Origin of the sequence: Pseudorhodoferax sp., from assembly GCF_047601025.1 — a bacterium.
Classification (GTDB): Bacteria; Pseudomonadota; Gammaproteobacteria; order Burkholderiales; family Burkholderiaceae_C; genus Pseudorhodoferax.
This window is the reverse complement of the sequence record NZ_JASGJZ010000001.1, coordinates 2,271,786-2,298,071: the sequence shown is the minus strand read 5'-3', so window position 1 is coordinate 2,298,071 and position 26,286 is coordinate 2,271,786. Positions and strand designations below refer to the sequence as shown.

Annotated in this window: 25 protein-coding genes; 11 read left to right on the top strand and 14 right to left on the bottom strand. The window is 72.1% G+C overall.

The features are described from left to right. Positions 1-10 precede the first annotated feature (10 nt). Both QM782_RS10855 and QM782_RS10850 read left to right on the top strand, forming a co-directional pair. Positions 11-514 (top strand): hypothetical protein, encoded by a 504-nt coding sequence (locus QM782_RS10855; protein ID WP_415202928.1) that lies wholly within the window; start codon positions 11-13, stop codon positions 512-514. Between the two features lie 330 nt (positions 515-844). Continuing rightward, on the top strand, positions 845-2,089 hold the full coding sequence (locus QM782_RS10850; RefSeq protein WP_415202927.1) for an MFS transporter: 1,245 nt from the start codon (positions 845-847) through the stop codon (positions 2,087-2,089). Between the two features lie 246 nt (positions 2,090-2,335). Here the strand turns inward: QM782_RS10850 and QM782_RS10845 are convergent, their stop codons facing one another. Continuing rightward, entirely contained in the window at positions 2,336-3,259 is a 924-nt protein-coding gene (locus QM782_RS10845) for a LysR family transcriptional regulator (RefSeq protein WP_415202926.1), read from the bottom strand. A 124-nt stretch (positions 3,260-3,383) separates the two neighbouring features. Between QM782_RS10845 and QM782_RS10840 the strand changes: the two genes are divergently transcribed. Together QM782_RS10840 and QM782_RS10835 are read left to right on the top strand one after the other, a co-directional pair. After that, entirely contained in the window at positions 3,384-4,148 is a 765-nt protein-coding gene (locus tag QM782_RS10840; RefSeq protein ID WP_415202925.1) for an SDR family NAD(P)-dependent oxidoreductase, read from the top strand. Between the two features lie 28 nt (positions 4,149-4,176). Further along, positions 4,177-5,238 carry a Gfo/Idh/MocA family protein gene (locus QM782_RS10835; RefSeq protein WP_415202924.1) on the top strand — a complete coding sequence of 354 codons (1,062 nt, stop codon included), beginning with the start codon at positions 4,177-4,179 and terminating at the stop codon, positions 5,236-5,238. 7 nt (positions 5,239-5,245) lie between these two features. Here QM782_RS10835 and QM782_RS10830 read toward each other — a convergent pair whose 3' ends face one another. The 11 genes from QM782_RS10830 to QM782_RS10780 all read right to left on the bottom strand — a co-directional run bounded on the left by QM782_RS10830 (position 5,246) and on the right by QM782_RS10780 (position 17,057). Then, positions 5,246-6,022: an SDR family NAD(P)-dependent oxidoreductase gene (locus QM782_RS10830; protein WP_415202923.1), complete on the bottom strand. Its 777-nt coding sequence runs from the start codon at positions 6,020-6,022 to the stop codon at positions 5,246-5,248. After that, the gene (locus QM782_RS10825) at positions 6,019-7,758 is read right to left on the bottom strand and encodes an FAD-dependent oxidoreductase (protein ID WP_415202922.1); all 1,740 of its coding nucleotides are present in this window, start codon (positions 7,756-7,758) and stop codon (positions 6,019-6,021) included. The genes QM782_RS10830 and QM782_RS10825 overlap by 4 nt, the downstream gene beginning before the upstream one ends. A 10-nt stretch (positions 7,759-7,768) precedes the next feature. Next, positions 7,769-9,190: an FAD-dependent oxidoreductase gene (locus QM782_RS10820; RefSeq protein WP_415202921.1), complete on the bottom strand. Its 1,422-nt coding sequence runs from the start codon at positions 9,188-9,190 to the stop codon at positions 7,769-7,771. Between the two features lie 10 nt (positions 9,191-9,200). Then, positions 9,201-9,443 carry a hypothetical protein gene (locus tag QM782_RS10815; RefSeq protein ID WP_415202920.1) on the bottom strand — a complete coding sequence of 81 codons (243 nt, stop codon included), beginning with the start codon at positions 9,441-9,443 and terminating at the stop codon, positions 9,201-9,203. 30 nt (positions 9,444-9,473) lie between these two features. Further along, positions 9,474-11,003 (bottom strand): FAD-dependent oxidoreductase, encoded by a 1,530-nt coding sequence (locus QM782_RS10810; RefSeq protein WP_415202919.1) that lies wholly within the window; start codon positions 11,001-11,003, stop codon positions 9,474-9,476. Positions 11,004-11,067: 64 nt separating this feature from the next. Beyond that, positions 11,068-12,258 (bottom strand): ABC transporter substrate-binding protein, encoded by a 1,191-nt coding sequence (locus tag QM782_RS10805; protein ID WP_415202918.1) that lies wholly within the window; start codon positions 12,256-12,258, stop codon positions 11,068-11,070. A gap of 90 nt (positions 12,259-12,348) precedes the next feature. Continuing rightward, on the bottom strand, positions 12,349-13,056 hold the full coding sequence (locus tag QM782_RS10800) for an ABC transporter ATP-binding protein (protein ID WP_415202917.1): 708 nt from the start codon (positions 13,054-13,056) through the stop codon (positions 12,349-12,351). Continuing rightward, a complete protein-coding gene (locus tag QM782_RS10795; RefSeq protein ID WP_415202916.1) occupies positions 13,053-13,772 on the bottom strand; it encodes an ABC transporter ATP-binding protein in 720 nt (239 codons plus the stop codon). The genes QM782_RS10800 and QM782_RS10795 overlap by 4 nt, the downstream gene beginning before the upstream one ends. A 31-nt stretch (positions 13,773-13,803) precedes the next feature. Next, positions 13,804-14,790 carry a branched-chain amino acid ABC transporter permease gene (locus tag QM782_RS10790; RefSeq protein WP_415202915.1) on the bottom strand — a complete coding sequence of 329 codons (987 nt, stop codon included), beginning with the start codon at positions 14,788-14,790 and terminating at the stop codon, positions 13,804-13,806. Positions 14,791-14,873: 83 nt separating this feature from the next. After that, positions 14,874-15,725: a branched-chain amino acid ABC transporter permease gene (locus QM782_RS10785; protein WP_415202914.1), complete on the bottom strand. Its 852-nt coding sequence runs from the start codon at positions 15,723-15,725 to the stop codon at positions 14,874-14,876. 714 nt (positions 15,726-16,439) lie between these two features. Then, positions 16,440-17,057, bottom strand: a complete 618-nt coding sequence (locus QM782_RS10780; RefSeq protein WP_415202913.1) for a TetR family transcriptional regulator C-terminal domain-containing protein — start codon at positions 17,055-17,057, stop codon at positions 16,440-16,442. A 241-nt stretch (positions 17,058-17,298) separates the two neighbouring features. On the opposite strand from QM782_RS10780, the gene QM782_RS10775 reads away from it, so the two are divergent. The 4 genes from QM782_RS10775 (at position 17,299) to QM782_RS10760 (ending at position 21,356) form a co-directional block, all read left to right on the top strand. Further along, the gene (locus QM782_RS10775; protein ID WP_415202912.1) at positions 17,299-18,399 is read left to right on the top strand and encodes an alkene reductase; all 1,101 of its coding nucleotides are present in this window, start codon (positions 17,299-17,301) and stop codon (positions 18,397-18,399) included. A gap of 84 nt (positions 18,400-18,483) precedes the next feature. Continuing rightward, complete coding sequence (locus QM782_RS10770) at positions 18,484-19,149, top strand: NAD(P)-dependent oxidoreductase (RefSeq protein WP_415202911.1); 666 nt, start codon at positions 18,484-18,486, stop codon at positions 19,147-19,149. Next, the gene (locus QM782_RS10765) at positions 19,142-20,392 is read left to right on the top strand and encodes an MFS transporter (protein ID WP_415202910.1); all 1,251 of its coding nucleotides are present in this window, start codon (positions 19,142-19,144) and stop codon (positions 20,390-20,392) included. The genes QM782_RS10770 and QM782_RS10765 overlap by 8 nt, the downstream gene beginning before the upstream one ends. Before the next feature lie 214 nt (positions 20,393-20,606). Continuing rightward, positions 20,607-21,356 (top strand): class I SAM-dependent methyltransferase, encoded by a 750-nt coding sequence (locus tag QM782_RS10760; protein WP_415202909.1) that lies wholly within the window; start codon positions 20,607-20,609, stop codon positions 21,354-21,356. A 506-nt stretch (positions 21,357-21,862) separates the two neighbouring features. Here QM782_RS10760 and QM782_RS10755 read toward each other — a convergent pair. After that, positions 21,863-22,678 carry a YggS family pyridoxal phosphate-dependent enzyme gene (locus QM782_RS10755; RefSeq protein ID WP_415202908.1) on the bottom strand — a complete coding sequence of 272 codons (816 nt, stop codon included), beginning with the start codon at positions 22,676-22,678 and terminating at the stop codon, positions 21,863-21,865. Positions 22,679-22,783: 105 nt separating this feature from the next. Here QM782_RS10755 and ptsJ point away from each other — a divergent pair, with 105 nt between their 5' ends. The 3 genes from ptsJ to QM782_RS10740 all read left to right on the top strand — a co-directional run bounded on the left by ptsJ (position 22,784) and on the right by QM782_RS10740 (position 25,383). Beyond that, a complete protein-coding gene (gene ptsJ / locus QM782_RS10750; protein WP_415202907.1) occupies positions 22,784-24,088 on the top strand; it encodes a transcriptional regulator PtsJ in 1,305 nt (434 codons plus the stop codon). 70 nt (positions 24,089-24,158) lie between these two features. Continuing rightward, positions 24,159-24,884, top strand: coding sequence for a type 1 glutamine amidotransferase (locus QM782_RS10745; protein WP_415202906.1), 726 nt, complete (start codon positions 24,159-24,161; stop codon positions 24,882-24,884). 133 nt (positions 24,885-25,017) lie between these two features. Next, positions 25,018-25,383 (top strand): antibiotic biosynthesis monooxygenase family protein, encoded by a 366-nt coding sequence (locus QM782_RS10740; RefSeq protein ID WP_415202905.1) that lies wholly within the window; start codon positions 25,018-25,020, stop codon positions 25,381-25,383. Between the two features lie 9 nt (positions 25,384-25,392). Here the strand turns inward: QM782_RS10740 and QM782_RS10735 are convergent, their stop codons facing one another. Beyond that, complete coding sequence (locus QM782_RS10735) at positions 25,393-26,220, bottom strand: hypothetical protein (RefSeq protein WP_415202904.1); 828 nt, start codon at positions 26,218-26,220, stop codon at positions 25,393-25,395. Between the last annotated feature and the right edge of the window lie 66 nt (positions 26,221-26,286).

The following is a 26,286-nucleotide window of genomic DNA, read 5'->3' as shown; positions in this document are numbered from 1 at the left end:
CCGGCGCGCCGTGCGCCTGCTGGCCCTGGCCGCGCTGCTGGCCGCGGCCTGGGCGGAGCGCGGCACGCTGGCCGACGCCTGGCCCTGGTGGTTCGGCGGCGCCGCGCCGACCCTCGCCCGGCCGCTGGCCACGCTGTCGCCCGCGCTGGACCCCGCCGCGCTGGCCGCCCGGCTGGGCGCGCCGCCGCTGCGCTGCCAGGACACCGACGCCGGCCGCCAGTGCGAGGGCACGGTGCCGGCGGCACCCGGCGGCCGGGCCGCGGCCACGCTGCAGGCGCGCTGGGTGCAGGGCCGGCTGGCGGAGGCCGCGTTCCACCTGCCCTGGGCCGGCTGGCAGCCCGCGGCCCGGGCGCTGGTCGCGCAGCTCGGCGCGCCGACCGCGCTCGACATCCAGCCGCCGGGCGCCATCGTCTGGCTGCCGCCCGGCGGCGCGGTGCGGCTGCCGCAGGCGCCGGGCTGGTCGCCCTGGCAACCGGTCACCGTGCGCTGGAACGCGCGCCCGGCGCCGGGCTGAAAAGCTCTGTGAACGCATCCCCCTCGCCCACGCGAGGGCCCCGGATGAGCCTCCACGCGCATCGCCAGCGCCGTGCCCGGGGCGTCGCCCTGCGGGCCGGGATACGCCTCCCAGGCGGGCGTTGCCGTCCTGGCCCCGGCACCCGCCGGGGCGGCGGCCTGCGCCTGTGCATGTGGCCCGGCGCACCCCGTCGTGGGCGCGGCCGAGCCCTTCACAGCCTCTGCGCCGTGCAGGAAAACCGGGTGCGTGATAAGGTCGCCCCCAGGGTTTTCCCTAGCATCCGATCCCGGTCCGGCCCCTCGCAGGCCGCACCCTTTCCAGGAGTCTCCGTTGAACCGCACCGACACCGCCGGCGGCGCCACCGCGCCCGCCGCCGCCCCGGGCTTCGCCCGCGCCGTCTTCGCGCTGGGCGTGGGCGGCTTTGCCATCGGCACCGGCGAATTCGTCATCATGGGCCTGCTGCCCGAGGTGGCGGCCGACATCGGCACCACCATCCCGCAGGCCGGCCACGTGATCAGCGCCTACGCGCTGGGCGTGGTGCTGGGCGCGCCGGTGCTGGCCGTGCTGGCCGCCGGCATGGGCCGGCGCGCGCTGCTGGTGGCGCTGATGGCGGTGTTCGCGCTCGGCAACTTCGCCAGCGCGGCGGCGCCGGGCTACTGGTCGCTGAACCTGCTGCGCTTCGCCGCCGGGCTGCCGCACGGCACCTACTTCGGCGTCGCCGCGCTGGTGGCCGCCACGCTGGCACCGCCGGGCCAGCGCGCCCGCGCCGTGGGCCTGGTCATGCTGGGGCTGACCGGCGCCACGCTGGCCGGCGTGCCGCTGGCGGCGGCGCTGGGCCAGTGGCTGGGCTGGCGCGCGGCCTTCGTGCTGGTCGGCCTGATCGCGCTGGCCGCCGTGGTGCTGGTACAGCGCAGCGTGCCGGACCTGCCGGCCGACGCCGGCGCCAGCCCGCTGCGCGAGCTCGGCGCGCTGGCGCGCCCGCAGGTCTGGCTCACGCTGGGCATCGCCGCCATCGGCTTCGGCGGCATGTTCGCGGTGTTCAGCTACGTCAAGCCCACGCTGCTGGAGGTGGCGGGCCTGCCGCTGTCCTGGGTGCCGGCGGTGCTGGGGCTGTTCGGCCTGGGCATGGTGACCGGCAACCTGGTCGGCTCGCGCCTGGCGGACAAGGCGCTGATGCGCACGATCGGCGCGATGCTGGCCTGGGCCGCGCTGGTGCTGGCGCTGTTCACGGTCACGGCGCACCACCCGGTCACGGCGGCGCTGAACGTGTTCCTGGTCGGCACCATCGTGGCCATCGGGCCGGCGCTGCAGGTGCGGCTGATGGACGTGGCCGGCGACGCGCAGACGCTGGCCGCCGCGCTGAACCACTCGGCCTTCAACGTCGCCAACGCGCTGGGCGCCTGGCTGGGCGGCGTGGCCATCAGCGCCGGCCTGGGCTGGACGTCCACCGGCTGGGTCGGCGCGCTGCTGGCGCTGGCCGGCCTCGGCATCTATGCCTGGGCGCTGGCGCATGCGCGCCGCCGCGCGCGGCAACCGGCCACGGCGCCGGCCTCCTGCGCGGAGCAGGCCGGCTGAGCCCCCGGGCCGGCGTCGGAAGGTTTGAACGAACCGGCCGCGCCCACGGCGAAATGGAAAGTGGGCGGGCCGCAGGCGTAGGCGCGGCCGCCGCCCCGGCGCATGCCAGGGCAAGGACGGCAACGCCCGCACACCGCCTGACGCGCCCCGGCCCGCAGGGCGAGGCCCGGGGAGCGGCGGTGGTACGTACAGGAAGCAGCTGGCCACCGGACCCCGCCTCGGTGTGCGCGGTTCGTGCACACCTCGTCAGCCGGCCGGCGACTCCTGCACCACCTCGCGGATCGCGTCGAGCGCGGTGCGCACGGCCCGGCGGTCCTCGGCGTCCTTGCGCCAGTACAGCGTGATCGACACCGACACCTGCAGCGGCACCGGGATCACGGCCAGCAGGTTCAAGCGCCGGTAGCGCAGCGCGGGCCGGCGCGAGGTCACGCCGATCATGTCGCTGTTCAGCAGCAGCGTGGTCGTCAGCGTGGCGGCGTTGGACTCCACGTAGTGCGCCGGCGGTACCTGGCCGGCCTTGACCAGCGCGCGGTCGAACGCCGTGCGCACCGGCGTGCCCTTGGCCCACAGCGCCCACGGGTAGCCCAGCACGTCGGGCCAGCCCATGGTCTGCAGCAGGAAGATCGGATGGTCGGTCCGCGCGACCAGGTGGATCGGCTCGACGTACAGCAGCTCGGAGCGGATCAGCGGGTCCGGCGAACTCATCTCCGAGGGCCCGACCACGATGTCGGTCAACCCCGTGGACAGCCCGTCCATCAGGGCCTCGACCTTGTTCTCGGACAGCTGGATGTGGGCGCGCGGCAGCTTCTCCACGATCTTCAGCACCGCCATCGGCACGGTGTCGACCGACGAGGCGCCGGCGAAGCCGATGGTCACCAGGCCGGCGCCCTCCTCGCGCATGCGGAACATGTCGTCGCGCGCCGTGTCCAGGTGCGCCTGGATGCGCCGCGCGTGCGCGATCAGCGCCTCGCCGGCGGCGGTGGGCCGCAGGCCGCGCGCATGGCGCTCGAACAGCACCATGCCGACATCGGCCTCCAGATCCTTGAGCCATTTGGACAGGCCGGGCTGCGTGGTGTGCAGCGCCTCGGCCGAGTGGCTCATGTTGCCGGTCTGCGCCAGGCTCAGCAGCATCTGCAGGTTGCGCAGGCGCAGCCGGTGGGTCCAATCCATCGCCATCGGAATCGTTCAGGCATGACCGAGAAGCTATGGATCATATGAATTCTCCATTTCCCCGGATATGGCTACGCGCGCATAGTCCCGTCCGCACACAGCAACACGACGGAGACAGAACGCGATGCAGCCACAGCATGCAGCCGCCGCGATGCGGCGTTTCGAGGGCCGGGTGGCCCTGGTGACGGGCGCGGCGTCCGGCATCGGCCGGGCCACGGTGGACCGCCTCGTGCGCGAGGGCGCACGCGTGCTCGCCTGGGACATCGACGCCGCGCGGCTGGACGCCTGCGCCGGCACGCACGGCGCCGCCGTGCTGGCGCAGCCGGTGGACGTGACCGACGCCGCCGCCATCGACACCACGCTGGCCCAGGCACTGCCGGCCTGGGGCCGCCTGGACATCGTGGTCAACGGCGCCGGCATCGTCGGCCCGAACGGCCCGTTCTGGGAAACCACGCCGGCGCAATGGGACCGCGTCATGCAGATCAATCTGCGCGGCACCTTCCTGGTCGCGCGGGCCGCCTGCCAGCACCTGGTGCGCAATGGCTGGGGCCGCATCGTGAACATCGCCTCGGTCGCCGCCAACGAGGGGCCGAAGAACCTCTCCGCCTATGCCGCCACCAAGGCCGGCGTGGTCGGCCTGACCAAGGCCATGGGCAAGGACCTGGCCGGCACCGGGGTGCTGGTCAATGCCATCACGCCGGCGCTGATCGCCACCGAGCTGCTGCAGCAGCTCACGCCGCACTACAAGGCCGCGGCGCTGGCGCGCATTCCGCTCGGCCGGGCCGGCACGCTGGACGAGGCCGCCGCGCTGATCACCTGGCTATGCTCGGAAGAGGCCTCGTTCTCCACCGGCGCCACCTTCGACCTGTCCGGCGGGCGCGGGCTCTGAACCGCGCCCGCCACACCACCACCGCACCATGACCTCCTCCGCCCCCGCCTCCCGCCTGCCGGTCGCCGTGCTCGGCGCCGGCGCCATCGGCCGCATGCACATCGAGCGCATCGTGGCCCATCCCGACGTGCGCCTGTCCGCGGTCGCCGACCCGTCCGACGCCGCGCGCGACCTGGCCGCCGCGCTGGACGTGCCCTGGTTCGCCGACCCGCGCGCCCTGCTGGCCGACAGCCGCGACACGCGCGCCGTGATCGTCGCCACGCCGAACGCCACGCACACGCCGATCGGGCTGGACTGCGTGGCGCGCGGCCTGCCGCTGCTGGTCGAGAAGCCGATCGCCGACACCGTGGCCGACGGCCAGCGCCTGTGCGATGCCGCGGCGGCGGCCGGCGTGCCGTTGATGGTCGGCCACCAGCGCCGGCACAACCCGATCCTGCGCCAGGCACGCGCGCTGGTGCGCGGCGGCCTGCTCGGCCGGCCGGTGTCGGCCACCGTGATGGCCACCTGGCTCAAGCCCGACAGCTATTTCGACATGGCCTGGCGCCGCCAGGCCGGCGGCGGTCCGGTGCTGATCAACATGATCCACGACATCGACCTGCTGCGCTTCCTGCTCGGCGAGGTGGTGTCGGTGCAGGCCCAGGTCTCCAGCGCGGTGCGCGGCTTCGCGGTCGAGGACACCGCCGGCGCGCTGCTGCGCTTCGCCAGCGGCGCGCTGGCCACGCTGGCCGTCAGCGACGCCACCGTCGCGCCATGGAACTGGGATCTCGCCGCCGGCGAGGCCGCCCACTACGCCAAGCAGGACGTGGACGCGATCTTCCTCAGCGGCACCGAGGCCTCGCTCACGCTGCCGCAGCTGCAAATCGCGCGCTACCGCGGCAAGCGCGGCTGGCACGAGCCGCTGACGCTGGAACGCACGCCCGTGCACCGCGGCGACCCCTACGTGGAGCAGCTGCGGCACCTGCGCGCGGTGGCCGAGGGCCGCGAGGAACCGGTGTGCTCCGGCCTGGACGGCCTGCGCACGCTGCAGGCCACGCTGGCCGTGCACGAGGCCGCGCGCAGCGGCGGCACGGTGCGGCTGGCGCAGGACTGACGGCGCCCTACATCCGCGCCAGCATCCCCCCGTCGATCGCCAGCGTCTGCCCGTTCACGAAGCCGGCCGCCGGAGACACCAGGAACAACACGACCGGCGCGATGTCCTCCGGGCTGGCCCAGCGTCCGGCGGGCACCGCCGTGCGCAGGAAGTCCTCGAAGCCCTCGCGCTGCTGCAGCCCGGCCGTGAAGGCGGTGCGCACGAAGCCCGGCGCGATCGCATTGGCCGTGATGCCGTGGCCGCCGCACTCCACCGCCACCGCGCGGGTGAACGCGGCGACCGCGCCCTTGGCCGTGGCATAGGCCGCGATCAGCGGCATCGTGGCCTGGCCCGCGACCGAGGACATCAGCACCAGGCGGCCGAAGCCGCGCGCCCGCATGGCCGGCAGGAAGGTGCGCGCGCAGTGGAACGCGCCGTTCACATGCACCTCCATCAGCTGCTGCCATTCGGCCGGCAGCATGTCCTCCAGCGGCTTGCGGTTCTGGTTGCCGGCGTTGTGGACCAGCGTGTCCACGTCCCAGCCCGCGGCCTGCAGCGCCTGCTGCGCCGCGGCGACCGCCCCGGCATCGGCGACGCTGAAGCAGGCCGCGCGGGCCGCGATGCCCTCGGCCTGCAACTGCGCGACGGCCGCGGCGCAGGCCTCGGCCCGCAGGTCGTTGACGGCCACGCGCGCGCCGGCCAGGCCCAGCGCGCGTGCGATGGCCAGGCCGATGCCGCGCGCCGCGCCGGTCACCAGGGCCGTGCGGCCGGCCAGGCCGAAGGTCGATTGCAGGTAGTCGTTCATGGGCGTGCCTCCTGGCGGGACGGGTACAGCGGGTCGCGGCCCGCGGCATGCATGGCCACGCGGTAGCCGAAGGTCAGCGCCGGGCCGAGCGTGGTGCCCGGGCCGGGATAGGTACCGAGCATGATGGACGCCATGTCGTTGCCACAGGCGTACAGGCCGGCGATGGCCCGGCCCTCGGCGTCGAGCACGCGGCCATCGGCATCGGTCCGCAGGCCGGTGCTGGTGCCGATCTCGGCCGGCCACACGGCCACGGCCACGAAGGGGCCGCGCTCGATCGGCCGCAGGCAGGGATTGGGCCGCTGCGCCGGATCGCCGTTGAAGCGGTTCAGCGCGCTGCTGCCCTTGCCGAAGTCGGCGTCGTGGCCGCTGCGCGCCAGCGTGTTGTAGCGCTCCACGGTCGCGGCCAGCGCAGTGCCGTCGATGCCGAGCTTGGCGGCCAGCGCCTCGATCGTCGGCGCCGTCCGGAGGTAGCCGGCGCGCTCCAGCGGCGCCAGCCGCGTGGTGCCGGGATGCACGTTGCCCAGGCCGTAGCGGCGCACGAAGTCGGCCTCGCAGACGAGCCAGGCCGGCATCGCCGGCACGCCGGCGTGGTGCGAGGCGTACATGGCCTGCACGAAGTCGTGGTACGAGTCGGCCTCGTTGACGAAGCGCCGCCCGGCGACGTTGACCGCGATCAGGCCGGGCTTGGCCCGGTCCAGCGACAGGTGCGGGAACAAGCCCTCGCTGCCGTCGGCGCGGCGGGTGCGCGACACCGGGGTCCAGAACGCGCCGGGGCCCTGTGTCTGCGGCGCGATCGTGCCGCCGTGCCGCAGGCCCAGCTCGATGCCGCCGCCGGTGTTGCTGGCGCAGGCCATGGTGAACGGCGGCGTGGGCAGCGGCATGCAGCGCTGGCGCAGCGCTGTGTGGTGGCCATAGCCGCCGGTGGCGATGACCACCCCCTTGCGCGCGCCGATGCGCAGCAGGCGCCCGCCCTGCTCGACCCGCACGCCGGCCACGCGGCCGCCCGCGTGCACCAGGTCCTGCACTGCGGCCTCGAACAGGATGGGCACGCCGTTGTGCCGCAGGCTGTGGAACAGCCGCGCGACCAGCGCATTGCCCATGACCAGGCGCGTGCCGCGTGCATGGCGCAGCCGGTCGCCCAGGTAGCGCAGGAACAAACGGCCCGCGTACACGAAGTTGCCGACCGAGCGGAAGCGCCCGACCAGGCGCGGGATGTCGTCCTTGCCGGCCATCATGCCGCCCAGCACCATGAACTCGGGGATCGGCGGGCGCACCCGTGCGAAGTCGCGGCCGAGCAGGCGGCCGTCGAACGCCTGCGGCGCCAGCGCCCGGCCGGTCACGGCGGCACCGGGCATGTCGCGGTAGTCGGGATGCCGGCCGCAGGGCACGAACTGCACCGCGCTGCGCGCGCGCAGGTAGTCCACCGCCACCGGCCCGGTGGCCAGGTAGGCGCTGCGCAGGCCGTCGCCGTCGGGCGCGCCGATCAGGCCGTCCAGGTAGCGCGCGGCGGCCGCGGCGGTGTCGTCGTAGCCGGCCGCACGGCTCTGCGTGTTGCCGGGGATCCAGACCGTGCCGGCCGAGGTGGCGGCCGTGCCGCCGACCTGGCCGGACTTCTCGAGCACCAGCACGTCGAGCCCCTCCAGCGCGGCGACCAGCGCGCAGGACATGCCGCCAGCGCCGGCGCCCAGCACGACCAGGTCGGCCTCGCGGTCCCAGGTGTTTGCAGTCGCTGCCATCGCCTGCGCCTCAGGCCGCGCCGCGCAGCGCGGCCACGATGGCCTCGCCGGCCAGCATGCCGAACACGCCGGACTTGGACAGCCCGCCCGAGTAGCCGGCCGCGGCGCCCTGCCCCTCCAGCCCGCCGGTGCAGGCGCCCGCCGCGTACAGGCCCGGCAGCGGGCGGCGCTGCGCATCCAGCACCCGGCCCTGCGCATCGGTGGCGATGCCGCCCATGGTGTAGGTGATGCCGGCGCACAGCTCGACCGCGTGGAACGGCCCGTGCCGCACCGGCCAGGCCTTGTAGGGCTGCGTGGTGCGCGGCGGCTGGCCGTCGGCGGCGGCGCCGTCGGCGAGCCGGTTGTAGCGGGCCACGGTGTCCTGCAGCGCCGCCGCATCCAGGCCGAGCTGCTGCGCCAGCTCCGGCAGGGTGCCGGCGCTGACCAGGCTGCCGCCGGCGCTCAGCAGGTAGGGATTGGCCGGCAGCAGCCAGTCGCGGCCGGGGCCGTTCCAGGTGGCGTCGTCGAACACGGCCACGGCCGACAGCGGATCGTCGAGCCGCGCGACCGCATTGGTCACGTAGACGCCGCCCAGGCCCTCGTCGCAGAAGCGGCGCGCGCCGGCATCCACCACCAGGCCGGCCGTGGCCAGCGAATCCAGCACCGGGTAGGGCCACAGCGCCTGGTCGGTCATGGCGCGGCGGTGCTGCAGGTGGCCGTAGAAGCGGTCCATCCCGACCAGCTGCGCGCCGGCCGCCTCGGCCATGCGCAGGCCGGCACCGCGGCCGCTGCCGGCGTTGCGCTGCAGCAGCCGCTCGGGCCGGCGGCAGATGAAGCGCGCCAGCAGCTCGGGGTCGGCCTGGAAGCCGCCGTCGGCGATCACCACGGCGCGCGCCGCGAAGGCGAGCGCCGCGCCGCCGGGGCCGGCCGCGTCCACGCCCTGGCAGCGCCCCTCCTGCATGCGCAGGTGCTGCGCGGCCACGCCGCGGCGCAGCTGGCCGCCGCGCGCCGCCAGCCGTTCGCCCAGCGTGCGCAGCATCACGTCCCCGGCGCGGCCGCGCCAGTTCAGCCCGGTCTGGCGCACGCCCGGCGGCGCCAGCGCATTGCGGCGCAGGCCGTCCGGCCCGGCCTGGATGAAGCGCACGCCCAGCGTGGCCAGCCAGCGCAGCGTGCGGCGGGCGTTCTGTGCCAGCGCGTCGGCCAGCGCCGGGTCGGCGGTGCCGCGCGTGGCGTGCACGAGGTTGCCGCGCACCCAGTCCGGCTCGCCGGCCATGTCGTCCATGGCGATGTGGAACAGGCCGCCGGTGTAGCGGCTGTTGCACAGGTAGGCCTCGTCCGGGCTCTGCTCCAGCACGGTCACGCGCAGGCCGGCCTCGGCCGCCTTGTTGGCCGCGGCCAGGCCGGCCAGGCCGGCACCGACCACGAGCACGTCGGTGTCTTGCACGGGGGTCATGGTCCGCTCCTCAGTACTTGGGGATCAGGGTGTCGGCGATGATGCGCAGCACCTCGACATAGCTCAGCAGCAGGCCCAGCAGCACGCCGGCCGCGACGAGGGCGGCAGGCAGCAGCCACAGCGCGCCACTGGCCAGGCCGAAGCCGCCCAGCACCAGCAGCAGCAGCCCGCTCAGCGCGATGGACAAGCCCTTGCCGCGCGCCACGAGGAACTGCACGACGGGATAGGTAGGAGTCTGGTATTCGGTGGTCATGGTGATGGTGCGGAAACGCGGGAAAGAAAATCAGGCCGCCGTGCCGGCCCGCGCCCGGGCCTGCTCGGCGGCGAAGCGGCCGGCACGCCGGCCCGAAGTCACGGCCCAGCCGATGTGGTGGCCGTGGCCGGCCAGGATCACGCCGCCCTGCCCGGCCGAGCCGGCCGCGAACAGCCCCGGCACGGACCGGCCCTCGGGCGTGACGACCTCGTGGCGCGCATTGACGGCCAGGCCGCCCTCGGTGAACACGATCCAGCTCATGACCGGCCCCAGCGCGTAGACCGGCCCCTGGTGGATCGGCAGGCGCGCGTCGCCCGGCGCCAGCGCCGCGTTGTGCGCCTGCACGCTCTGCTGCAGCGCGGACGCGGGCACGCCCATGCGCTGCGCCAGGCCGGCGAGCGTGGGCGCCTCGTGGTACAGGTCGGGCCGCGTGCGGCGGTAGTCGTCCAGGTAGGCGTAGGCCACGCCGGGCGCGGTCGACACGAAGTCGGGCCACTGCCGGAAGCGCCGGCCGACCACGCCGTCGAACACCAGGAAGGCCTCCTTCCCGGGCTGGTGCGGCACCTGCAGCTCGGGCCGCGCCAGCTCGTCGGCGAAGCGCTCGCCACGCCGGTTGACCAGGATCGCGCCGGCGCGCAGCAGCGAGGGCTCCGGCGCCAGCGAGGCCGTCATGAAGCGCGTGACGAAGGGCCGGAACATCCACAGCGGCAGATGGGTCAGCGCGAACTGCATCGGCCGCGTGATCCAGCGGTACGGCGGCAGGCGGCGCAGCAGCGTGTCCACCGGCGGCGCCTTGAAGCGCATGCTCGGCCCCCACATCACCTCGGCGTTGCGGATCCAGCCGCCGACCTGCTGCGCGATCACATGGCCGTCGCCGGTACTGGCCGGGTTGATCGCATCGACGTGCGCGGCGTGCGGCACGTGCGCCTGCTTCAGCGCGGCGCCGGCACTGAAGTCGCCGCTGGCCAGGATCACGCCGCCGCGCGCGCGGAACTCGGTCGGGCCCTCGCCCGCGTCGGCCACGATGCCGGCGACGCGGCCGTCCTCCACCACCAGGCGCAGCGCACGCGCGTTCATGCGGATGTCCACGCCCTGGCGCCGGCACTCCTTTTCCAGGTAGTAGGCATAGGCGCGCGAGTTCGGCAGCACGTTGTGCATGCGCCGCTTGCGGTGCGGCGGCTCGGGCATGGGGCCGTAGAAGCTCAGGCCGATGCGGACCAGCCATTCCAGCGCCTCGGGCACGTGGTCAACCAGCACGCGGCGCAGCTCCAGGTTCTCCTTGGCCGCCAGTTCCTCGTTCAGGAACAGCGACATGTCCGCGAAGTGCTGGTCGGGCGTGTCGTCGATGCCCTTGGCCTTCTGGAAACGGGTGCCGGCGGCGGTGATGGAACCGACCGACAGGCGCGTGGTGCCGCCCAGGTGCGGGTTCTTCTCGAGCAGGACGACGCGGGCGCCCTGCTCGGCGGCGGCAATGGCCGCGGCCATGCCGGAGCCGCCGCCACCGACGACGACCACGTCGGCCTGTTCACGGCGCTGGGCAATGGGAGTGGGATGCAGCATGGTGTGCGGGTTCCAGGACAGGGACAGGCGGCACCCGCGCACCGGCGCGGATGCCGGCGGGCGATCACATCTTGCAGAGCGGCGACGGCGGCGGCGTCAGCGAGGCCGGGAAGGTCTGCTCGATCACCGGCGTGACCTGGCCGTCGACCAGCTTGGCGCGGCCCACGTAGTTGGGCAGCAGCAGCTGGTTGTCGGCCGCGCGCATGGTCACGCTGCCGTAGACGGTGTCGAACTGCGCGCCGCGCAGCGCCTTGGACACGTCGGCCGGCTTGACGCTGGCGGCCAGGCGCACGCCCTCGAACAGCACCTGCGCACCGTTGTAGGCCTGGCCTTCGGTATCGGTCGGCACCCGGTTGAACCTGGCCTTCCAGGCCGCGACGAAGGCCTTGTTGCGCGCGCTGTCGATGTCCGGCGCATAGCCCAGGTTGCCCGGCGTGTTGGCCAGCGCCTTGCCGGTGGCGTTGAGGATGAAGTTCGACAGCAGCGCGTGGCCGATCAGCGGCGTCTTGGCCAGCAGGCCGAACTCCGCGGCCTGCTTGACGAAGGCGATCGCGTCGCGGCCCGGAATGGCCACCCAGATCGCGTCGACGTTGGCGGCCTGGAGCTGCGCGATGTAGGGCGCGTAGTCCTTGGTGCCCAGCGGCACGAACAGCGACAGCGGCACCTTCTTGCCGCGCGCCTCCATCGCCTTCTTGAACGCGCCGCCGGAATCGCGGCCCCACACGTAGTCGGCGCCGACCACGGCGAAGTTCTCGCCGGGGATGTTGCGCGTCCACTCGTTGATCATCGCGATGTCCATCGCGTCGGAGTGGTTGGTGCGGAAGCTGCGCGGGCGGCAGGTGTCGCCGGTGAGCTTGTCGCTCTTGCTGGCCACGATGAAATAGGCCGCGTCCCAGCGGTCCAGGTTCTGCGCGATGGCCAGCGAGATCGACGAGGGGATGGCGCCGATCAGCAGGTTGTGGCCCTCGCGCGCCAGCTTCTCGGCCACGCGGCGGCCGGCCTCGGGCGTGCCCTCGTCGTCGCCCTCGGCCACCTCGACCTTGCGGCCGTCCACGCCGCCCTGGGCGTTGGCCTCGTCGATGGCGAAGCGCACCGCGCGGAACACCTCCTCGCCCATCTCGGCCCAGACGCCGGTCTTGGTCGACACCAGGCCGACCTTGACCGGCTCCTTGCCCTGGGCATGGGCGCTCATCGCAGCGGCCGCGCACAGCGCGATTGCGGCCATGGCGGCCGGCGGGCGTTTGATCTGGAACATGGGTACTGTCTCCTTGGTGTGGATGTGCCGGAGGCGGTCCGACGGCCGTTGGTTGAAGGGAAGATGTGCGGCGGCGAGGCAATGCGGCCGTCAGACCGTCACATGGGCCTCGAGGTCGAGGAGGCTTTGGCGGGAGTTGAGGACGGGGCCGTGGGCGATGACGGTGCCCTTGGCCATGGCGTAGTAGCGCTGAGCCACGCGCACGACCAGGCTCATGTTCTGCTCGATGAGCAGCAGCGCGGTGCCCTGCTGGGCGACGCGGTTGAAGATGTCGGCGAGCTGGTCGACGATGACCGGCGCCAGGCCCTCGGTGGGCTCGTCCAGCAGGATCAGCGCCGGGTTGGCCATCAGCGCGCGGCCCACGGCCAGCATCTGCTGCTGCCCGCCGGACAGCGCCGTGCCCGGCGTGTGCGCGCGCTCGCGCAGGATCGGGAACAGCTGGTAGACCGCTGGCACCGTCCACGGCCCCTTGCGCCCGGTGGCCGCGCCCAGCAGCAAGTTCTCCTCCACCGTCAGGTTGGCCACGATGCGCCGGCCCTGGGGCACCACCACCACGCCGTGCTGGGCGGCCTGGTAGGTGCGCGGGCGCGCCAGCGTGCGCCCGCCCACGCGCACCGTGCCGGCGCGCAGGCTGGCGATGCCCAGGATGGTGTTGACCACCGTGGTCTTGCCCACGCCGTTGCGCCCGACCAGCGCCACGCGCTCGCCGGCGCGCACCGACAGGCTCAGCGCGTGCAGGATGTGCGCGGAGCCGTAGAAGGCATCGACCTGCTCCAGTTCCAGCAGCGCGCCCGTCATGCCGCGCTCCCCAGGTAGGCCTCGCGCACGCGCGGGTCGGCGCGCACCTGGGCCGGCTTGCCGCTGGCGATCACGCGGCCCAGCTCGAAGACGGTGACCTCGTCGGAGATGCCGAAGACCACGTCCATGTCGTGCTCGACCAGCAGCACCGAGACGTTCCAGCGCGTGGTCAGCGCCTTCAGGTGCTGGGCCAGGTCCAGCGACTCCTTGACCGACAGGCCGGCCATGGGCTCGTCCAGCAGCAGCACCGTGGGCCGCCCGACCAGCGCCAGCGCCAGGTCGAGCCGGCGCTGCTCGCCGTAGCCCAGGTCCTCGGCGGTGTCGCCGGCGCGCGCCAGCAGGTCCAGCTCCTGCAGCACGGCCTGCGCGTCGGCCTGGCTGTTCTGCGGGTTCATGCAGTGCGCGGCCAGCTCGACCTGGCGGCGCACCTGCATCTGCCCGAAGACACTGGTGCGCTGGAAGCTGCGCGACAGCCCGCGCGCGCGGCGCTGCACCGCGCCCAGCTGCGTGACGTCCTCGCCGCCCAGGCGCACCCGCCCGCGGGTGAGCCGGCGCCGCCCGGTGATGGCGTCGATCACGGTGGACTTGCCGGCGCCGTTGGGCCCGATCAGCCCGCGGATCTGCCCGCGCTCGAGCGTCAGCGCCACGCCGTCGAGCGCCTTGACGCCGCCGTAGTGGATGGCCACGTCCTCGGCCTGCAACACGTACTCGGTCATGTCTGCTCTCTCCTGTGCACAAGGGGGGGATTCAGTGGGCCGCGGCCGGGCGGGCGGGCGCGGCGCGCGGCTTGCGCCGGCCGGGCAGCAGGCGCTGCAGCGCGCCGGCCAGGCCGGTGGGCGAGAACACGATCACGCTGATCAGCGCGACGCCGAAGATGGCCATCCAGTGGCTGGCCCATTCGCCCAGCACGTCCTTGAACAGGAAGTACACGATGGCGCCCAGCGGCGGGCCCCACAGGGCCTTGTAGCCGCCGACCACGACCATCATCAGCGCCACGCCCGAGACGCTCCAGTGCAGCGCCTCCGGGGAGATGAAGCCGGTGTTCAGCGAGGACAGCAGCCCGGCCAGCGCGGCGATCACCGCCGACAGCGCGTAGATGGCCGCGCGCGGCACCAGCGTGCGCAGGCCGATGAAGCGCGCGCGCTCCTCGTTGTCGCGCACGGCCTCGGTGACGGCACCGAAGCGCCCGCGCAGCAGCAGCGCCAGGCCCAGCACCAGCAGCACCAGCACGCACCAGCACACCAGGAACAGCACCGCCGGGCGCAGCAGCAGCGACTGCGGCACGCCGAACAGCGTGGCCGGCCAGTTCACGTTCATGCCGTCGGCCCCGCCGGTCAGCCCGCGCGAGCGCGAGGCCGTCAGGAAGAACATCTGCCCGATGGCCAGCGTCATCATGCTGAAGGCCACGCCGGGCACGCGCACGATGACCAGGCCGATGACGAAGGCGAACACGCCCACGGCGGCCAGCGTGGCCAGCATGGCCAGCTCGGCCGGCAGCCAGTGCAGCTCCAGCGCGATGCCCATCGCGTAGCCGCTCAGGCCGAAGTACAGCGCGTGGCCGAAGCTGACCATGCCGTTTTGGCGCAGCAGCAGGCCCACGCCGCTGGCGAACACGGCGTAGACCACGGCCTGCGTGAGCAGCGACAGCACGGTGCCCGAGCCCACCAGCGCGGCCAGCGCGCCGCCGGCGGCCAGCGCGCAGGCGGTGTACAGCCCGATCCGGACGATCGTCATGGGTGTCTCCTGAGGAATGGGAAAAAAAGGGGGGAGGAGGGGGTGGCGCGCCCGGCAACTGCGAGTGGTGCGTCCACGGCCGCTCAGGTGCGGCTGCCGGCGAAGCCCGAGGGCTTCCAGATCAGCACGGCGACCATGATCGCGAAGGGCAGCACGGCCGACAGGTCGGGCAGGTAGACCGCGCCGAGCGCCTGCACCATGCCCAGCACCATGGCGGCGACGAAGGCGCCGGCCAGCGAGCCCAGCCCGCCGACCACGACCACGACGAAGGAGTCGATGATCACGTCGCTGCTCATGGAGGGCGACAGCGACAGGAACGGCGCGGCCACCACGCCGGCCAGGCCGGCCAGCGCGGTGCCCAGGCCGACCACGCCGGCCGACAGGGCGTCGGTGTTGACGCCCTGCATGGCGGTGGTGGTGGGGTCGGTGCTGGCCGCGCGCACGAACAGCCCGACCCGGGAGCAGCGCAGCCAGGCCGTCAGGCCCAGCGCCACGGCCGCGCCGATGGCGATCACCGCGAGGCGGTAGGCCGGCAGCGGCGTGCCCAGGAAGTCCACCGAGCGCGCCAGCAGCGCCGGCGTGTCCACCGTCAGGTTGCTCTTGCCCCACACGGTCTGCACCGCGTCCTCGATCACCAGCAGCAGCCCGAAGGTGACCAGCACCACCGTCAGCGGGTCGCGCTCTTGCAGCAGCCGAAAGCCGTAGCGGTCCAGCGCCACGCCCAGCAGCGCCATCAGCGCCGGCGCGGCCACCAGCGCCACCCAGAAGTTGCTCTGCTGCGCGATCGAGTACCCCAGGTACGCCCCCAGCATGTACAGCGAGCCGTGCGCGAAGTTCACCACCCGGCGCAATCCGTAGATCAGCGCCAGCCCAGAGCACATCACGATCAGCAGCGATCCGTACACCAGGCCGTTGAACAGGTTGATGGTCAGCATCGTCGGTCTCCTCTCGAATTCGGGGGACGTACGCGTCCCCCACCGCGTGCTCCCCGGGGTGGAGGCGGTCGGATGGCGGGTGCCGCAGCATGGCGGCGGGGGAAGTGGAGCGGGGCGGCGCAGCCCCGCGCGGCGAGGCCCCGGCTAAGGCGCGCGCTGCGCCCCGCGTGGAAGCGGCGGGTGCGGGCGGTGGGTCAGGTGCTGCTGCATGCTGTTGTCTCCGGCTCTCGGTCTGTGCAGCACGTTCTGCGCTGCGATCTGCGGGACAGTGTCAGCCCTCATCCATGCCAATGAAAATGAAGAAATCATCTCATCCATACGGTGAGAGACATATCTGGAATGAACCGTGCCAGGCCTGGGCACTGGCAGGGGCAGCCCCGGGCCAGGACCGGGTACCGGTGCCCGGCAGGTGGCGGCCGAAGGCCTGCGCGGCGTCGGCCACGGCCCGGACGAAGGCCCGCACGCCCAGCGCGTTGTCGTGCCGGCCGGCGTCGGAAGCCGGGAAGCGCAGGTACGGCGACCGCTCCTCGTCGGGTATCGCCCTGGGGGCCTGCCCCCCGGCTGCGCGGCCTGGCCTGCGCGCACCACCGCGCACACAGGCCCTGCAGCGTGCCGCGCTGGCGATGCTCGCGGCGACCATCGCGGCCCGCCTGCACGCGCACCAGCATTCGGGCTCCACTCCACATGCCTCATGGGTGGATCGTTCGCGGCTTGTCAGACGAGAATCGATCCGAAAACCACCTCGATGAACTGGTTCAGGGAGACATCGCTTTTCTCCGCGCGCATGCGCAGCAAGGCGCCTTCCCAACTGTTCAGAAGGAACTGAGCGAGCAATGCAGCAGGCATCCGGTTGCGAATGGCACCAGTCTGCTGCGCCTGCTCGATGCAGCTTTCGAACAGGCTGCTCCATGTCCGGAAATGCACGGCGAGCCGATCACGGATGAGGGGGCTGTGGTCGGCCACTTCCAGGCTGAAGTTCCCGAGCAGGCAGCCTCTGACATAGCCCGCACTGCGAAAGCCGCGAACCCTGAGCTCGAAATAGTTGCGCAGGCGCTCCAGAGGAGCGGTTTTCTCGTCGCACAGCAACTCGCGCAGCTTGGAAAGGCCGCTCTCGAAATAGAGGTCGATCGCCTCTTTCCCGAAGGCTTCCTTGTTCTCGAAGTAGTTGTAGAACGACCCCTTGGGAACCTGGGCGGCATCCACGATGTCCTTGATGCCCGTTGCCGTGTACCCCCCCTCGTGGAGCATCTTCACCCCCAAGCGCAGAAGGTTCTCTCGCACGTGCGGCCGGGGCTTCGGGCCGCGCCGCGCCCCTGTTGATTGCGTTTCCATCGAGCAGCTCTCACAAATATCAGGCGACTGGTCATCTGGAGTCTTGCCGACGCATGGGATTTGTCAAGCGACCCGCTCGGCGCGGGTTGCATGAATGGCGACTGTCCCGTGTGCGACATCGGTGCGTCATAAATTAAAGACGACCGGTCATATAATTATAAAGATCAAGCGCTCGCCCGAGGTGCCGCTGGACAGTGGGAACGCCAAGGGCGCGATGTGTCCTTCTCCAAGGAGTGTGCCGATGTCTCTACCGTCCCTGTTCTCACCCCTGCGCATCGGTCGCCATGACCTGGCCCATCGCGTGGTGATGGCTCCACTCACGCGCATGAGAGCCGGCCCCGGCAATGTGCCGAACGGGCTGGCCGCCACGTACTACGGCCAGCGCACCAGCGAGGGCGGCCTCCTCATTGCCGAGGCCACGCAGGTCACACCGTCCGGACAAGGCTATCCGGCGACACCGGGAATCCATTCCGCCGAGCAGGCCCAGGGCTGGAAGAAGGTCGTTGACGCCGTTCATGCCAGGGGCGGGGTCATCTTCCTGCAACTGTGGCATGTCGGCCGCTCGTCCCATTCGAGCTTCCAGCCGGGCGGCGTCCTGCCGGTCGCCCCTTCGGCGATCGCCATCACCAGCCTTGCATCGTTCACCCCGGAATGGAAGCAGGTGCCCTACGAAACGCCACGCGCGCTCGCGCTGGACGAAATCCCCGCCCTCATCGAGGCCTACCGGGATGGCGCGCGCAACGCCTTGGCCGCAGGGTTCGACGGTGTGGAAGTGCATGGAGCCAACGGCTACCTGCTGGAGCAGTTCCTGCACAGCCGTTCCAACAAGCGCTCCGATGCCTACGGTGGAACAGTGGACAACCGCGCCCGCCTGCTGCTCGAAGTCACCCAGGCGGTGATCGAGGTATGGGGCGCCGACCGCGTCGGCGTGCGACTGTCGCCGTTCAACCTCTACGGTGATGTGGGGGATGACGATCCGATCGGGCTCTACAGCCACGTTCTCGCCCGGCTGGCGGAGCTCGACCTGGCCTATCTGCACATGATCGTGGGACGCGATGGCCCGGGATTCGACGGAGAGAGCCCGCCCGAGATCGACGACCTGCGCCCGTTCTGGCGCAAGCCGCTGATCCTGGCTGGCGGCTTCACCGGGGAATCCGCGGACGCCGCCATCCGTGCGGGCCGTGCGGACGCCGTGGCGTTCGGCCGGCAGTTCATTGCCAATCCCGATCTTCCCCAACGGCTCCGGCGGGGCGCCCCGCTCAACGCCTACAACCGTTCGACCTTCTATGGCGGCGGCGCGGCTGGGTACACCGACTACCCGGCGCTGGAAATGGAAGGTTGAGTCTTTGTCTTTGCCGCTGTTTCTGAAAAGCACAGGCCGGATTTCGCCCGGTTCTGCTTCGTCCGCTCGACAAGGAGTATTCCCATGAACGTCGTTCTCCTGGCCGCGACCGGCCGTGCCGGTCGCACCATCCTCCATGAACTCATCGGCCGTGGCCACCAGGTCACGGCGGTAGCCCGCAATTTCGACAAGCTCCCCCAGCAACTGCCCGAAAGCGTCCAGCGCGTTCAGGATGACCTGGGCAATGCCGACCGGATCGCGCACATCGTCGCCGGCGCGGACGCCGTCGTCAGCGCCTTCGGGCCGTCCTCCAGCGACCCACGCTACACCTCGGACGAGCGTTACACCGATCAACTGGTCAGCGTGACGGAACGCGCGATCACGGCCGTGCGCAAGGCCGCTGTGCCGCGCCTGATCGTGGTCGGCGGCTGCGGCTCGCTCGAGTTCTCTCCCGGCGTGACCGTGCTCGATTCCGGCCATTGGCCCCGGCAGTACGGTCCCATCGCCAGATCGCACATGAAGGCCCTTGCGGCGCTGCGCACGTCGAGCATCAACTGGACGTACTTCAGCTGCCCCATGTCGATCACGCCCGGCGAGCGCACGGGCAGGTTCGTGCTGGGCGGCGACAGGCTCATCCAGGATGCCGAAGGCAAGAGCCGGATTTCCTTCGAGGACTATGCCGTGGCCCTGGTGGACGAACTCGAACAGCCGGCGCACGAGCGCGCCCGTTTCACGGCCGGCTATGCCTGAAACGCCGTTCTACGGCTGGCGGATCGTCGCCGCCTGCATGGCCTTCGTCTCGGTCAGTTGGTCGCTCGGGATCTTCGGCATGGGCGTCTATGTCTATGCCCTGACGGAAAGCCGCGGTTTCTCCATCGGCACGGTCTCCACGGCCGTGACCACGGCCTACGTCGTCAGCGCCGTGCTGATGGTCGGCGTGGGGCGCTTCATCGCACGCCGGGGGCCGCGCCCTGTGGTCGCCGTCGGCGTGCTGGCCATGACCGTCGGCGTAACCGCCATGCCGCATTGCCAGCAGCCCTGGCAAGTCCATGCGGCCTTCCTGACCCTCGGTCTGGGCATGGCCTGCCTGTCCACGAACACAGTGGGGAGCACACTCGCGCCATGGTTCGAGCGGCACCAGGGCCGGGCCATGTCCACGGCCATGTTGGGCGCCAGCATTGGCGGCATGACCGGCACGCCGCTGCTGATGGCCGGAATACGCGCCTGGGGCTTCCAGGCGACGATGGCGCTGGCCGCTGTCATCGCCGTCGTGGTGGTATTGCCCTTGGCGGCCTTCGTGCTGAAAACACGGCCGCAGGACATGGGGCAGCTCCCCGATGGCATGCCTGCCACGGAACAAGGCCAATCCGCCCAGGCCATTCGGTGGAATCTCAAGGAGGCCATCGCGACACGGCAATTTCGCAGCCATGTCATGGCGTTCGGCCTGGGCCTGATGGTTCAGGTCGGGTTCCTGAGCCACCATGTTCCCATCGCCATTCCGGTGCTGGGGCCGCGAGGCGCGGCAGCAGCGGTGTTCTCGGCGGCAGTGGCCGCGTTCCTCGGCCGCCTCCTGCTGGCCCGCTATGCGGACCAGGTGGACATTCGCAAGGTCGGCGCATGCGTGTTCCTGCTGGCGGCGGCTTCTTTGGTCTGCATGGCCCTGCTGCCCGGACCGTGGGCACTGATGGCAACGAGCGTCAGCTTCGGCCTGACTGTCGGCAATGTCACCACGCTGGCACCGATGATTCTTCGGCGAGAGTTCGGTGCTGCGTCGTTCGGCGTGGTCTTCGGATTGGCTGCCACCCTGAACCAGCTCTCGATGGCTCTTGGGCCGACGGTGTACGGCTTGCTACGCGCTGCTTTCGGCAGCTATGGGCCCGCGCTTCTGCTGTGCGGCTTGCTGAACCTGGGAGCCGGCATGGCGATTGTCTGGGGTGGACGGCGCCCGCTGACTGCGCCTCATGGCGTCGCCCGCGTGCGATCGGCGAACTGAGCACCGTCCACTCCACGCACATGCCGCAGTTTCTGCGCCCTGGGCTCGGTGCCTGGTGAGCCTCCTGTCACCGCGCTGGCGCACGGACCCGCACGGACGCCACGCGCATTGCGGGCCTGCCGGGCCCGGTGCCGCAGCCCGATTCCTGCGCGCCGGTAGACTGGCCAGAACGTGCCGTGGTCATCGAGCGGCGCATCCGAATGCTGGCAAGTGGATGAAACCCTTTGACGACTTGGTCACCGAGGCGGAGGCGGCCGATGTGAGCGGCTGGGGTTTCGACTGGCTGGCCGGGCGGGCCAGCGAGGAGCGCCCGCCCTGGAGCTATGCCCGGCTGCTCGCGCAGCGGCTGGCCCGCGTGGCGTCGGCGCTGGACCTGGACACGGGCGGCGGCGAGGTCCTGGACGAGGTGCCCCGGCTGCCGCCGCGGATGTGCGCCACGGAGGCCTGGCCGCCCAATGCACGCGCGGCACGCGATCGCCTGGGCGCACGTGGCGTGCAGGTGGTGGAGGTGGCGAGCGGCGCCGCGCTGCCTTTCGCCGACGCGTCGTTCGCGCTGGTCACGTCGCGCCATCCGGTGCGCCCGGACTGGGCGGAGATCCGCCGCGTCCTCGCACCGGGCGGGCACTACTTCGCGCAGCACGTGGGGCCGGCCTCGGCCTTCGCGTTGATCGAGCATTTCCTGGGCCCTCTGCCGCGCGAACGGCACCTGCGCGATCCGCAGGAAGAGGCGGCAGCGGCACGGGCTGCGGGACTGACGGTGACGGACCTGTGCACGGCACGCTGCCGCATGGTGTTCCACGACGTCGGCGCGGTGGTCTGGATTCTTCGCAAGTGCGTGTGGTGGGTGCCGGACTTCTCGGCGCGCAAGTACCGGAATGCGCTGCTCGGGCTGGATCGCCAGATGCGTCAGGGCGTGCCCTTCGTGGCGCACTCGACCCGCCATCTGATCGAAGCGCGGCGCTGACGCGGCGGGCAGAACGCCCGCACGTATCGGCACGATGCGCCGCCGGCCGATGCGGGCAGCGCCCCATGCCGTCACCGTGCAGCAGCGTCAGCGCAAAAGGACGCCCGACGCGTCCGGCATGTTGCAGGTGTGCAGCAGCAGCCGGGCCTGGTCGGCGATGGCCTCGGCAACCCGGCATGGGCATGCCCAAGGCTGGTCACGACGCCCCCCGACAACGGCGTCGGAATACTCCGCACCATCGACATCCCACAGGCGCGCACCCCGCCCGCGAACGCACGAAACGGATTGGCGGGAATAGACATGCGCCAGGTGGGCGCGGGATACCGGCATGCGCCGCGCTGTCCTGGATCTGGTCGTTTCAAGCGTCGAGGGAAACGGACGCGGCCAGCACGGGCATCGCCATGCCGTTGCCGACCCGGCCGCGGGTCACCAGCGACTGCACGGAAACCACGCCGAGGAGCAGCGGATGCCGCGGCGGCGCCGGCCCGCAGCCTCGGCCGGACGCGTCACCGGGCGTCTCCCGTTCCTTCCGGTGGCCAGTAGTCGGTGTCCGGCGTGGCGCGCGCACCGAAGATCGCCTGTCCGACGCGCACGACGGTCGCGCCCTCCTCGATGGCGATCTCGTAGTCGCCGGACATGCCCATCGACAGTTCGTCCAGCCCGATGCCGTCCGGTGCATCCTGGCGCAGCCGGTCGCGCAGCTCGCGCAGCAGGCCGAAGCACCGGCGCACGCGCCCGGGCTCGGCCGACAGCAGCGCCAGCGTCATCAGGCCGCGCACGCGCAGCGCCCCGCAGGCGGGCAACTGGCGCAGGAACGCGGCGACGGCATCGGGCGGCAAGCCGTACTTGCTGGCCTCGCCCGAGGTATTGACCTGCACGAACACATCGAGCGCGCGGCCTTCGGCCTGCAGGCGCCGCTCCAGCGCCTCGGCCACGCGCAGGCTGTCCAAGGCCTGGAACTCGCTGGCGCAGCGCGCCACCAGCTTGGCCTTGTTGGTCTGCAGATGGCCGATGACCGACCAGCGCAGGCCGGGCAGGTCCGCCAGGGCCTCCCATTTCCGGCAGGCCTCCTGCGGCTTGTTCTCGCCGAGTTCGCGGCAACCCGCGGCATAGGCCAGGCGGATGCTGGCCTCGGGCTTGGTCTTGCTGACCGGCAGCAGGCGTACGCCCGCGGGGTCGCGCCCGACCCGCGCGCAGGCCGCCGCGATGCGCGCATGAACGGCCGCGAGGTTGTGGCGGAAGTCGTCCACCGATTCCGCCTGCGGCCAGCGGCCATGCCGGTCGTGCCGGGTGAGGGTTTCCAGTGAGGAGCCAGAAGTCACGGGTCGCATCCCAACGTCAGAAGGCGGATCGCCGGCGGGCAGCGCCGCCACCGCCGGGGTCATGTACCATTGTCCTATGACAAACTCTAGCATGTCCTAGTCACCATGGACATCGTCGGAAGAACCGCGGCAGAGATCTTCGAGAGCATCCGCGCGCAGACGCGGACGGGCGCCTTCGTGCCCGGCCAGGAACTGCCCTCGGTGCGCGACCTGGCCACCACGCTGGGCGTCAACCGCAACACGGTGGCGATGGCGTACAAGCGCCTGGCCGCAGCCGGGGTCGCGGCCACGCAGGGGCGCCTGGGCACGGTGATCCGCGAACCCCTCGGCCCCGGCGAGCAGGAAGGCCTGGTGCCCGGTTCGCCGCTGACCGACCTGGGCGGCGGCAATCCCGGCCTGCAGTGGCTGCCCGACATGGCCGCCGTGCTGGCAGGTGCCGCTTGCCGCCGCCCCCGCCTGTATGGCGAGGCGACGGTCGATCCGGCATTGGAGGCCGCCGGGCGCGACTGGATGGCAGGGCAGTGCCCCCGGGACTTCGCAATCACCCTCACGCACGGCGCGGTGGATGCGGTCGAGCGTCTGCTGGCTGCCTATCTCGTCGCTGGCGACAAGGTGGCCGTGGAAGACCCGTGCTTCCTCGGCACCATCAACGTGCTGCGCATCCACGGGTTGCGGCCCCTGGGCGTCGCCATCGATGCCGAGGGCATGCAGGCCGCGGCGCTGGAACAGGCGTTGGCCCAGGGCGCGCAGGCCGTCATCCTCACACCGCGGGCGCACAACCCGACCGGGGCCAGCCTGGGCGCGGCACGCGCCCGCCGGCTGCGTGCCGTGCTGGCCCGCCACCCGCAGGTGCTGGTCATCGCCGACGACCACTTTGCGCGCCTGGCCGCCACCGGCTACCACGACGCGGTTCCGCCCGGTGCGCGGCGCTGGGCCCTGGTCCGCTCGGTGTCCAAGATGCTCGGGCCCGACCTGCGCCTGGCCTTCGTGGCGAGCGACGAACAGACCGCCCAGCGGCTGCGGCTGCGCCTGGCGCCCGGCATGAACTGGGTCAGCCATCTGCTGCAAGATGCCGTCCGGGCCTGCCTGGCGTCCCCGGAGATCGGCGCCCGGATCGACCAGGCCCGTGCGGACTATGCCCGCCGCCGCCAAATCATGGCGGCGGCCCTGGCCGCGTACGGCATCCGTGTGGCCGGGCCCGCCGACGGCCTGAACCTGTGGCTGCCGTTGCCGGGCAGCAGCCAGCCGGTCGTGCTGGCGCTGGCGCAGCGCGGCTGGCTGGTGCGTGGCGGCGAGCCCTTTGGCGTGCAGTCGCCGGCGCATGGGTTGCGCATCACGGTCTCGGCCGTGGACGAAGCGAGCGCGCAGGCCTTTGCGCAGGCGGCCAGCCATGCGCTCCATCCGCGATAGCGCCGCCCCGCGGAACGGCCCGGCCCGCCGGGGTCTCATCGACGGCCGTGGATGGCCGAGGAGGAACATCATGATGAAGGTGCATTTCGTCGTACACGAATCGTTCGAGGCGCCGGGCGCCTACGAGACGTGGGTCAGGCAGCACGGCTACCAGGCCGGCTATTCCCGCGTCTACAACCGCGAACCGCTGCCGGAGTCGATCGACGGGATCGACCTGCTGGTGGTGATGGGCGGCCCGCAGTCCCCCTCGACCACGCTGGCAGAGTGCCCGCATTTCGACGCCCAGGCCGAGCAAGCCCTGATCGCGCGATGCGCTGCCGCGGGAAAGGCTGTCGTGGGCGTCTGCCTGGGCGCGCAGCTGATGGGCGAAGCGCTGGGCGCCCCCTGCGAGCGCAGCCCGGAGAAGGAGATCGGCAAGTTTCCGATCACGCTGACGGCGCAGGCAAAGGCCAGCGGCAAGTTCGCCCACTTCGGCGAGAGCTTGGAAGTCGGGCACTGGCACAGCGACATGCCGGGGCTGACCGAAAGCGCCAGGATCATGGCGTACAGCGAAGGCTGCCCGCGCCAGATCATCGAGTATGGCGATCTGGTGTACGGCTTCCAGTGCCACATGGAGTTCACGCCCGAAGTCGTCGAGTTGCTGATCGCGGCCTCGGAGCCGGAGCTCAAGACGCTTGCCGCGCACCGGTTCGTGCAGCAGCCCGACGCCCTGCGCGCCCATGACCATGGCGCCATGAACCAGGCGCTCTTCGGCTTCCTCGACCGCCTGGTGGAGGCCTACATCCAGAAGCGGTAGGGCGGCACGGAGCGCCGCTCGAAAACGCACCGGCACAGGCGACCGCCCACATGCCGAACATCCAAAGGCAGTGCATGGCCCGTCCGTCGCTCTGCCTGGATCCCGATCGCTGACGTGGAAGGACCGCACCACCATGAACCGAGAGGACGATGTCCCCGATGCCCTCTACACCGCCACCTTCACGTTCGCCAAGCGCGCGTTCGACGATGCGTTCCACGCGCTGGACAGCACCATTGCCCGGATCGCCAGGTCCATCCCCGGCTACATCGGCGAGGAGGCCTGGGAGAACGCCGCCACCGGCTTGATCTCCAACGTGTACTACTGGGACAGCCTGGAGGCGCTACGCACCCTGATCGACCATCCCGCCCACCAGGAGGCGAAGCGCCGGCAGGCCCGCTGGCTCAACGGCTACCACGTCGTCATCGCCCGGGTGGTGCGCACCGATGGCGATGGCGGCATCCCGCATCCGCTGGGCGCACGGCAGGTGCCACGGCGCTGAGAAGCCCCGTCAGGTGCTGGCACCCGGCAGGTGGCGGCCGAAGGTCCGCGCGGCGTCGGCCACGGCCCGGACGAGGGCCTGCATGCCCAGCGCGTTGTAGTGCCGGCCGGCGTCGGAGGCCAGGAAACGCAGGTACTGCGACAACTCCCCGTCGGGCACGGCGGCATAGGCCCGGGCCGACATCGCCAGCGACACGGCGCGGTACGACTGCACCATCTGCGCGCGCTGGGCCTGCAGCGCCGCCCACTGCTCGCCCGGGCTGGCGGCCGCGGCCTGATCCTGCAGGCTCGCCATCCCCTGGGCCATCGCCACGGCGGCGGCGATGGTCAGGTCGGCGCCCATCTCCGCCAGGCCGGTGACCCGGACGAGCTCGTCCAGCAGCGCGCGGCGCGGTGCGGGCAGGGCCTGGAACAGGGCCGCGCCCTGCTCCACGGCCACCGCCGGTTCCGTGGTGTCCGCGGCGGCGGCTTCCTCGGCCTGCCGCAGCGCGCGGCCCGCGGCGCTGTCGTACCAGGCGTCCAGCGCGGGCAGATGCCGCGGGTCCAGCCCGGCAGCGATGGTGGCCGCGCAGGCGGCGCGCAGGGCCGGCGCCGAGAACGCATGCTCGGCGGCCTGCACCAGCCGCTGCACGGTGTCGGCGTCCGGCGCGGGCCGGGACTGGGCAGCGGCGGCCTCCACGCCGGCGCGCATCTGCTGCGGGATCTCGGCCAGCTGCTGCCACAGGCCGGACTTCTTCATCAGCGCCTCGGTGGCGGCCGCATCGGCCTGCGCCGACGCCCCCGCGGCGAGGAACGACAGGCCCAGGCCCAACACGAACAGACGGGCAATGCGCAGCACGGCGATCTCCGGAAATGAGGGGATGCCGCGTGCCCCCCGGCACGCGGCCGCGCATTGTCGGCCGCG